13 protein-coding genes and 1 pseudogene are annotated in these 8153 nt (G+C 37.6%); 13 read left to right on the forward strand and 1 reads right to left on the reverse strand.

Annotated elements, in window-relative coordinates:
* The first annotated feature begins 362 nt into the window (after window positions 1-362).
* Together fabI and M44_RS10085 are read left to right on the forward strand one after the other, a co-directional pair.
* The gene (gene fabI, locus M44_RS10080) at window positions 363-1094 is read left to right on the forward strand and encodes an enoyl-ACP reductase FabI (protein ID WP_010173224.1); all 732 of its coding nucleotides are present in this window, start codon (window positions 363-365) and stop codon (window positions 1092-1094) included.
* 231 nt (window positions 1095-1325) lie between these two features.
* Window positions 1326-1847: pseudogene (locus M44_RS10085) on the forward strand (CotO family spore coat protein); the annotation flags it as partial.
* Here M44_RS10085 and M44_RS10090 read toward each other — a convergent pair.
* Window positions 1825-2313, reverse strand: a complete 489-nt coding sequence (locus M44_RS10090) for a CotY/CotZ family spore coat protein (RefSeq protein WP_010173228.1) — start codon at window positions 2311-2313, stop codon at window positions 1825-1827. The pseudogene M44_RS10085 and the gene M44_RS10090 sit on opposite strands and share 23 nt — an antisense overlap.
* Window positions 2314-2436: 123 nt before the next feature.
* Here M44_RS10090 and M44_RS10095 point away from each other — a divergent pair, with 123 nt between their 5' ends.
* The 11 genes from M44_RS10095 (at window position 2437) to M44_RS22225 (ending at window position 8125) form a co-directional block, all read left to right on the forward strand.
* Window positions 2437-2763, forward strand: a complete 327-nt coding sequence (locus M44_RS10095) for a DUF1360 domain-containing protein (RefSeq protein WP_010173230.1) — start codon at window positions 2437-2439, stop codon at window positions 2761-2763.
* Window positions 2764-3126: 363 nt separating this feature from the next.
* The gene (locus tag M44_RS10105) at window positions 3127-3594 is read left to right on the forward strand and encodes a YhcN/YlaJ family sporulation lipoprotein (RefSeq protein WP_010173233.1); all 468 of its coding nucleotides are present in this window, start codon (window positions 3127-3129) and stop codon (window positions 3592-3594) included.
* A 49-nt stretch (window positions 3595-3643) separates the two neighbouring features.
* Window positions 3644-4081, forward strand: coding sequence for a stage V sporulation protein AC (gene spoVAC, locus M44_RS10110; RefSeq protein WP_010173235.1), 438 nt, complete (start codon window positions 3644-3646; stop codon window positions 4079-4081).
* Window positions 4078-5085: a stage V sporulation protein AD gene (gene spoVAD / locus M44_RS10115; protein WP_010173237.1), complete on the forward strand. Its 1008-nt coding sequence runs from the start codon at window positions 4078-4080 to the stop codon at window positions 5083-5085. Before spoVAC ends, spoVAD begins: the two co-directional genes overlap by 4 nt.
* A 33-nt stretch (window positions 5086-5118) precedes the next feature.
* Entirely contained in the window at window positions 5119-5475 is a 357-nt protein-coding gene (gene spoVAE / locus M44_RS10120; protein WP_010173239.1) for a stage V sporulation protein AE, read from the forward strand.
* Between the two features lie 11 nt (window positions 5476-5486).
* A complete protein-coding gene (locus M44_RS22220) occupies window positions 5487-5966 on the forward strand; it encodes a DUF421 domain-containing protein (RefSeq protein WP_010173241.1) in 480 nt (159 codons plus the stop codon).
* The gene (locus M44_RS30215; protein ID WP_010173243.1) at window positions 5942-6202 is read left to right on the forward strand and encodes a YetF domain-containing protein; all 261 of its coding nucleotides are present in this window, start codon (window positions 5942-5944) and stop codon (window positions 6200-6202) included. Before M44_RS22220 ends, M44_RS30215 begins: the two co-directional genes overlap by 25 nt.
* Window positions 6203-6244: 42 nt before the next feature.
* Complete coding sequence (locus M44_RS26210) at window positions 6245-6364, forward strand: YjcZ family sporulation protein (RefSeq protein WP_081447496.1); 120 nt, start codon at window positions 6245-6247, stop codon at window positions 6362-6364.
* 119 nt (window positions 6365-6483) lie between these two features.
* Complete coding sequence (gene spoVIF, locus M44_RS10130) at window positions 6484-6741, forward strand: sporulation-specific transcription regulator SpoVIF (protein ID WP_010173245.1); 258 nt, start codon at window positions 6484-6486, stop codon at window positions 6739-6741.
* A gap of 205 nt (window positions 6742-6946) precedes the next feature.
* The gene (locus M44_RS10140) at window positions 6947-7192 is read left to right on the forward strand and encodes a hypothetical protein (protein WP_010173248.1); all 246 of its coding nucleotides are present in this window, start codon (window positions 6947-6949) and stop codon (window positions 7190-7192) included.
* Between the two features lie 21 nt (window positions 7193-7213).
* Window positions 7214-8125, forward strand: a complete 912-nt coding sequence (locus M44_RS22225; protein WP_010173250.1) for an MBL fold metallo-hydrolase — start codon at window positions 7214-7216, stop codon at window positions 8123-8125.
* The last annotated feature ends 28 nt before the right edge of the window (window positions 8126-8153 follow it).

The following is an 8153-nucleotide window of genomic DNA, read 5'->3' on the forward strand; positions in this document are numbered from 1 at the left end:
CACGCAAAAGCCGAGAAGGTGCACGCAAGCGAGCGCTATCCGCACGCAAAAGGAGAAGGTGCACGAAAAGAGAAAATGCCGCACGCAAGAGGGTGAAAAGTGCACGCAAAAGCCGAAAAGGTGCACGCAAGCGAGCGTAATCTGCACGCAGTAGGCGGGAAAGTACAAGCAAACCTCAAACCAAGCCCTAGAACCAAGAAGTAAAAAGCTAAAAACATCTACTCCTCCCACTCAAACACCAAGTTGACATCCTTATATTTACTATGTAATACTAGTATCAGGTACTAATTATAAAGATGATTATATAATTTTATATAGGAGTGAGCTAGAGATGCTATCACTAGAAGGAAAAAGTTTTAGTAATGGGTGTTGCAAATAAACGAAGTATTGCATGGGGAATTGCCCGTAGATTACATGAGCAAGGGGCTTCATTGGTGTTTACATATGCGGGTGAACGATTGGAGAAGAGTGTTCGTGATCTAGTTGACTCCTTAGATGGTGACCATATGGTATTACCATGTGATATAACGAGTGATTCAGAAATAAAAGAGTGTATGGCTTCCATCAAAGAAATAGTTGGTACTCTAGATGGGATTGCTCATTGTATTGCGTTTGCAAACAAGGAAGAACTTCAAGGTGAGTATATGAATACTACCAGAGACGGATTCTTACTAGCTCAAAATATTTCTAGTTATTCTTTAACGGCTGTTTTGAAAGATGCTAAGGAGCTTTTACATGAAGGAAGCAGCGTTGTTACATTAACGTATCTTGGTGGAGAACGAGTGATTGAGAACTATAATGTGATGGGTGTTGCGAAGGCTTCACTTGAAGCTAGTGTGAAGTATTTAGCGAATGATCTTGGTCCTTTAGGTATTAGAGTGAATGCTATTTCTGCTGGACCGATTCGAACATTAAGTGCTAAAGGTGTAAGTGATTTTAATTCAATTTTAAAAGAAATAGAAGAACGCGCTCCATTAAGAAGAAATACCACTCCAGAAGAAGTGGGAGATACTGCACTATTCTTATTTAGTTCTTTATCTAGAGGAATCACTGGTGAGACGATTCACGTTGATTCAGGTTTCCATATTTTCTAAACCCCTTACAAATAGACATTAAAAACCCCCATTAGCAACCCTGAATGCTAATGGGGGTTTTTTACGAGGTTACAGAATGAATGTAAGCTAGTCTTAGTATTTCCTAATTTCAAGATAATATTCCTTGATTTTCGTAAAGATGAAAATTTATATAGGGTGAGGCATATATATGTAAAAGACTATCGTAAGGGGGGATAATGTTATGAAAAAAGTGCGAATCGTTCTAAGCAAACTCCATTATTATACGTTCAACAGCCAACTTTAACCATTCCAGAGGCCAATATGCAAGGTGATTATTCTACAAGGAAAAAGAAAAAGAAAGAGAATATTGGGAAAGTATCATCATGGGATGAGCCACGACAAACTAAAACGTTTACAGTGGATCTAGAGCCTCAAACACAAGAAGAAACGGTGGAAAAGACTGAACAGCCCATTTCACGAGACCGTAAACCTGTGTTCCAACGGGTAAAGCCATTTAAAGAAATGGATGTTGAAGAGAGACTACTTCACTTAAACAGATTTAAAGGTGGAAAAGCGCCTTTTCCGTGTACTTTTGTTACGAATGAAGGGTACTATAAAGGCATTTTGGTTGAATATGAAAATGACACTATTGAAGTTAAACCATTTCAAGGGGAGCATGTTACGTTTCACCGCAGACAGTTAGAAGATATTTTGCTCATCGGATTGTCAATAAAAAAAAAGCCGGGCATGAGTCCGGCTTTTCAAGTGATTAGTCACAGATTCGTAAATTAACGTCAGCGATACATTGAACAGCGCAGAAGCAATCTAAGTCGACAGTGATACAGTTATCCGTGCGTACAAATCCATCGATTTTACAGAAGTCTTTTGCTACTTCTAAGTCACCGTCATGGTCATAGTCACCAACAGGTACAAGAACACGAAGAGTTGCACAGCAGTTGTCGAATACTTCTTCTACACGGAAGAATGGTGAGAAACCACCAACGCAAGGGTGATCATCTAAACGACGACGGAATAACCCTTTGAATAACTCACCGTTTGGTAGTGATAAAGTAAATACGCGTGTATCAGCTTTATGACGACGAACTGGAGAATTTAGTCCTCCAAGGGGTTCTAAGAAACAATTCGTCGTACAATCTAAACACTCATCTTCTACTGCATTATCTTGGATATCTTTAATAGCACGTACTACTTCACATACACAGTTGTCAAATTTTTTATCTTTTGGTCCACAGCTCATGAGTAGTCCTCCTTTAAAGTTTTTTGATTACACTAATAAAGTATTGAAATAGTCTATTTATAGTGACGGACAATCGCCCGTTTTTTAAAAATAGGCTCATTTTCTACTTGAAAGGGTGGTCTAATGACAAGTTTTGAGTTTTTATTGCTTACCCTTGCAACGTTTAGATTAACAAGGTTACTTGTATTTGATAGGATTTTTGAGTTCATAAGAAGGCCCTTTTTAACGGAAGTTGAAGAAGATGGGGAAGTGTATATTGTTCCGAAGGAAAATGGGCTGGTTGGTTGGATAGGGGAACTGATTAGCTGTTATTGGTGTACAGGAGTTTGGAGTGCAGCGTTATTATATGCTTGTTATATGTTCGTCCCATATAGTGATCCGCTAATTTACATATTGGGGATTGCTGGAGTTGCAGCATTAATTGAATGGGTTGTACAATTCAGGGTGTAGGCAAGTGGTGTGCCAAGTCACCATAGATTTTCATACAATATTATAGATTGTATGTTAGGGGGAATGAACCATGCAAAAAAGACCTAAACGTGACCCTGCTCCAAAACTCGTTCCAAAGAAAACTAAAAAGGGCTGTGGGTGTGGAAAAAGAAAAACCGTATAAGGAGAACCTTTAGTATACATGAGAAACGACTTCATATTGGAAGTCGTTTTTAATTTGACCCTATGTCTTTTAATTTCTTCCAACGAGTAAAGTAAAAAAACTATTTTATTGAGCTTAACTTAAAGGTCTACATAATCGTTATTCATAATTTCCAACATATTGACAACACTATCAATAAGCCGTATGAAAGGAAGATTGGTATGAAGTTTTTTTCGATGTTCTTCATTGTATTGCTGTTGGTCACAGGGTGTCAAAGCGAGGAAAGCTTTGACAATAAGAAAAGTCAAACCGCTTTAATCAAAACGACGAACCCATCACCAGTTGATTTAGATAATAAAGATGGCATTTCTACCGCACAGCTTGTGAAACAATATGTTGAAGCAAAAGAGGAATTATATGATGTCGCTGTTGTAGAAGGTGAAAAAGAAATTTTAGTTGCCTATAAAGTCAAACATTACGAGCGGTTTCATATGAAGAAAATCGAAGATGACTTAAGTGAGGCATTAGAAAAGAAGTTTACGGAAAAAGATATTCTTGTGTCCTCGGATTATAAGATATTTCTAGAAGTGGTTCGGATGGAAGAGAGTTTAAATAAGGGTGAATTAACGAAAAAAGAAGCAAAAAAACGATTGAGCGAATTAGTGGATTTAAAAGAAGCAACTACTTAAGGAGAGAGAATTATGGCAAAGCAATTAAAAAGTGCAGAGCAAATCGCATATGAAAAAGTTAGAAAAAAGGTATGAAACGAAACGTCCCCTATTGAGGAATTGTTTAAAGGCATTTTTAGTAGGTGGAATTATTTGTACGATCGGACAAGGTATTACGTATTTTTATATCTACTTTTTTAACTTTACAGAACAAACGGCCGGAAATCCAACTGTGGCTACTATGGTATTTATTGCTATGCTGCTAACTGGTTTTGGAGTTTATGATAAAATTGCGCAATTCGCTGGAGCAGGTAGTGCTGTTCCAGTGACTGGGTTTGGAAACTCAGTTATTTCAGCGGCCATAGAACATCGGACGGAAGGATTTGTATTAGGGGTTGGAGGAAATATGTTTAAATTAGCGGGTACCGTCATTCTTTTTGGTGTGTTTTCAGCATTTGTCATTGCACTTATAAAATCTTCATTGATCCAGCTTGGGGTGATTTCATGACCTCAACATGGATATTTCAAAATAAACCGTATATTGTTTCAACAGGTGTAGTCGGTGGGCCAGTTGAAAAGAATGGCGCCATTTCAAAAGACTTTGATACTTTTTATGATGATTTATGGATGAGGGAAAAGTCGTACGAAAAAGCACATCGTGTGCTAATTGAGGATGCCGTAAAAATTGCTCTTGAAAAAGGCAAGGTGTCATTAGAAGAGGTTAGTATCTTTTTATCAGGGGATCTCATTAATCAAATTACCCCCTCTTCTTTTGCTGCTAGAACGAATGGTCTGCCGTATCTAGGTTTATTTAGTGCATGTGCTTCATCTATGGAAGGATTAGCTTTAAGTGCTCTTATCTTAAATTCTGGTCAAGGTAGTTTTGCTCTAACTGGTGCAGCCAGTCATAACTCTGCTGTTGAAAAACAGTTCCGTTACCCAACTGAATATGGTAGTCAAAAGCCGCCCACAGCTCAATATACAGTTACGGGTGCAGGCTATGCTCTAGTAGGGAAAGGTCAATTATCAAGTGGTCCTGAACCAAGGATTACTTCAGCAACGATAGGAAAAGTTATGGACCTTGGTATTAAAGATCCATTTAATATGGGAGGTGCGATGGCTCCTGCGGCAGTAGATACCATTACTCGTCACCTAAATGAGAGGGGAGTGGACTCTAACTATTATGACCTTATCATTACAGGAGATTTAGCCACAATTGGGAGTGCCACAGCGCATGAATTGCTTAAAGAGAAAGGCATTCATTTATCAAAGGACCAGTTTCAAGATTGTGGTTTAAAAGTGTATAAGGATGATCAACCAATATTAGCTGGAGCGAGCGGTGCTGGATGCTCGGCTACCGTATTATATGGTCATTTAGTCAATGAAATGAGAAAAGGAACCTATAAAAAAATTCTTGTTGTAGCAACTGGTGCATTACTTTCTCCAGTTTCTTTCCAACAGAAAGAGAGTATTCCATGTATCGCACATGGTGTGTCTATAGAGTATTGTTAAAAAGGAATCCATCTAAGTTTAGGAGTGAAGTATATGCTAGCCATGTTTTTTTGGGCATTTGTAGTAGGAGGATGTATATGTGTGATAGGGCAGCTACTCTTCGATGTGGCTAAACTTACACCTGGTCACACGATGAGTTTGCTTGTTGTTGCAGGGGCAATCCTAGAAGGATTTAATCTATATGAACCATTAGTCGATTTTGCTGGAGCAGGTGCGACAATACCCATTACAAGTTTTGGGAATGCATTAGTTCACGGTGCGATGCAAGAAGCAGAACAACATGGTGTTATTGGAGTAATCACAGGGATGTTTGAGGTAACGAGCGCAGGGATTTCATCGGCTATCATATTTGCATTCATCGGTGCGCTTATATTTAAGCCGAAGAGCTAGGAGGACGATAAATGCTTGAGGTGTCAATTCGTTCCATTTTTATCATTTTCGGATTATTCTTCATAACAAAATTGTTGGGCAAGAAGCAGTTATCAAAATTGTCATTTTTTGAATATATAACAGGAATTACAGTCGGGGACATTGCGGGTACTCTTTCTATGGAGAAAGAGCTTCATTTATGGGAGGGTGTCACTTCTTTATTAATATGGTTTTTTGTTCCATTATTCATTTCTGTCATAGGACTTCATTCACCAAAGTTTAGGCATCTAGTAGAAGGAACTCCTACCGTCTTTATAGAAAATGGTGAAGTCATTGAAGCCAATTTAAAGAAAGAGCGATATTCAACGGACGAGCTACTCGAACAATTAAGGAAAAAAGGAACGTTTCGTGTCTCCGATGTAAACTATGCTTCATTAGACGCCAATGGAGATCTTAGCATTATGTTGAAAAAGAGAAACAACCCGTTTTGTATGAAGACTTATTTCAACTAGCTCGAACTACTTCTGCTCCTCAAGCGGTGATTAATGATGGAATTTTAGATACAGAAGTGTTAGAAAAAATGAAATATACAAAGGAATGGTTGATCGAAGAGCTTTCTAAGCGTTCTCTTACAACAGATGAAGTTTTTCTCGCTCAACTAGATGATGATGGTTTCCTAACATTAGACTTATATGACTGGACAAGAAAAAAGGATAAGCCTAAGCCCATACCTAATTCTAATCCGTGACATATGGTATTAGTGACCTAACAAAAAGTGAGGTGACTGTAGATGTACGGATACGGCGGCTATGGATATGGCGGTTACGGTTGCGGAGGTTATGGATCAACTTTCGTATTAATCGTTGTACTATTTATCCTATTAATTATTGTTGGTGCAGCATTCTGCTAATAAAAGCCTTAATTTGAACGGAATCCATCATGATTCCGTTCTTCTATTCTTCAATGAGTCCTCACCAATTGTTTTCAACCTACATACGATAAAAGTAGCTTGAAAAAGGAGGCAGAAGAATGAATAATCCATTCTTTAAAAACATTGAAAAGAAAACCGGCGTGAACATGGACGATGTTTTCAAATTGGCAAACTCACTTCAAAGTGCAAACTTTCAAGATGAAAAAACCATCCGCGGAGTGATCCAACAAGTTTCTCAATTAGCTAATAAGAAGGTACCCAAAGAATTAGAAGATAAGATTGTTAAATCCATCATCAAAGACGGTAAAAGCATGGATTTTAACACCATCTCAGAAATGATTAACAAGAAAAAATAAATAGACCTGTAGCTTAAACAGTTTCTGTTTAAGCTATATTTTTGTACTATTCAGAAAGGTTTTGGGGTAGTGAACGTGGAATGTATTGAATAGAGTTGAAATAGTGTCCTAACCTTTTTGTTGATCGATGACTACTTCTTTAATATGCACCTGAGGGTTTTTATCTAACCGTTTAGGGAATATAGTAGAAAAAGGAGTGAAAGACATGGGTTATATTGTTTCGTATCCCCCTTATCAATATCAATACAAGCAGTATGCAGAGAGAATGTTTATTTCTTCATATGATCCATATACCACTGTACCGGTCACAAAAATAAGTCCTCTAAGGAACAATCATGCACAAGAACCAATAGTTGAAAATAGAAGACACACCACCAAACAATCTACTTTCGCAAAAATCTTAGAAGCAAAGTTAACAGGTAAAGGAAGACATATTAATGAATATATTTAAAATATGTATGGGAAGAATGGGATGAAGTGGACACCTGTTAAGGAAAACATTGGCTACTTCTCAGATAGTGTAAACATTGGATATATGATGAAAGAGGGGAAAGGGATTCTTATAGATACAGGGATTGATAAGTCCTCTGTTAAAAAAGTGTTATCCTACTTAAAGAAACATAACTTTCCTCTTGATTACTGTATTCTCACACACAGTCATGCTGACCATATTGGAGGATTTCCTGAAATCTTAAAGAAAAGTAAGGTAGAATGTTGGGCGCCGGAATTTGAAAAAAGTTTGATGGTGCAAACAAGACTAGAGCCTATTTATCTTTGGAACGGAGCTGAACCATTGCAAAGCTTAAGGTCAAAATTTCTAGAAGCTCCATCTATACCTGAAGATTGTTTAACAAGTATTAGTGAAGAAGGTATTATTCGAATGGGTCCCTTTGAACTAACTGTGTATTTTCTGAAAGGGCATTCCTACCAACAGATAGGAGTCCTGTATGAAGACGTCCTTTTTGCTTCCGATAGTTACTTCGGTCGAGAAGTGGCATCTAAGCATAAGATACTCTTTATTGTAGATGCAAAGGAAACCCTTCATACGTTAAATAGAATAAAAACCCTACCTTTTAAATGGAGTATTCCAGGACATGGGGAAGTAGAAAGAAAAGAAGCTACAATTGAAACTCTACAATATAACGAGGACCTCCATCAAAAGTGTATAAAGACAATTACCACCGTACTTGGAACGGAGAAATTAACAGTAGAGACTATCCTTGAAATGGTTTTGAATCATTATGAAATTCAGTGCAACTCAGTATCTCAATGGCTATTGTTTCGAACAAGTATTACAGCCTATGTAACCTCGTTAATTCATGATGGAAATGTAGAAGTCTCATTAAAGCATAATAAAATGGTGTTCTCAATTGCCCAAACATAAAAAAACGTTACCTACCTAAGAGCAACGT

The sequence above is a fragment of the Bacillus coahuilensis m4-4 genome, from assembly GCF_000171615.1.
In the GTDB taxonomy this organism is placed as follows: Bacteria; Bacillota; Bacilli; order Bacillales; family Bacillaceae_K; genus Bacillus_T; species Bacillus_T coahuilensis.

Bases quoted from the DNA above. Each gene is read 5' to 3' on its own strand.
- spoVAE (WP_010173239.1), top strand. From the start codon at position 5,119: ATGCTAGCCATGTTTTTTTGGGCATTTGTAGTAGGAGGATGTATATGT.
- spoVAC (WP_010173235.1), top strand. From the start codon at position 3,644: ATGAAAAAGTTAGAAAAAAGGTATGAAACGAAACGTCCCCTATTGAGG.
- M44_RS26210 (WP_081447496.1), top strand. From the start codon at position 6,245: ATGTACGGATACGGCGGCTATGGATATGGCGGTTACGGTTGCGGAGGT.
- M44_RS10095 (WP_010173230.1), top strand. From the start codon at position 2,437: ATGACAAGTTTTGAGTTTTTATTGCTTACCCTTGCAACGTTTAGATTA.
- spoVIF (WP_010173245.1), top strand. From the start codon at position 6,484: ATGAATAATCCATTCTTTAAAAACATTGAAAAGAAAACCGGCGTGAAC.
- spoVAD (WP_010173237.1), top strand. From the start codon at position 4,078: ATGACCTCAACATGGATATTTCAAAATAAACCGTATATTGTTTCAACA.
- M44_RS10105 (WP_010173233.1), top strand. From the start codon at position 3,127: ATGAAGTTTTTTTCGATGTTCTTCATTGTATTGCTGTTGGTCACAGGG.
- M44_RS10090 (WP_010173228.1), bottom strand. From the start codon at position 2,313: ATGAGCTGTGGACCAAAAGATAAAAAATTTGACAACTGTGTATGTGAA.
- M44_RS10140 (WP_010173248.1), top strand. From the start codon at position 6,947: ATGGGTTATATTGTTTCGTATCCCCCTTATCAATATCAATACAAGCAG.
- M44_RS22220 (WP_010173241.1), top strand. From the start codon at position 5,487: ATGCTTGAGGTGTCAATTCGTTCCATTTTTATCATTTTCGGATTATTC.
- fabI (WP_010173224.1), top strand. From the start codon at position 363: ATGGGTGTTGCAAATAAACGAAGTATTGCATGGGGAATTGCCCGTAGA.
- M44_RS22225 (WP_010173250.1), top strand. From the start codon at position 7,214: ATGAAGTGGACACCTGTTAAGGAAAACATTGGCTACTTCTCAGATAGT.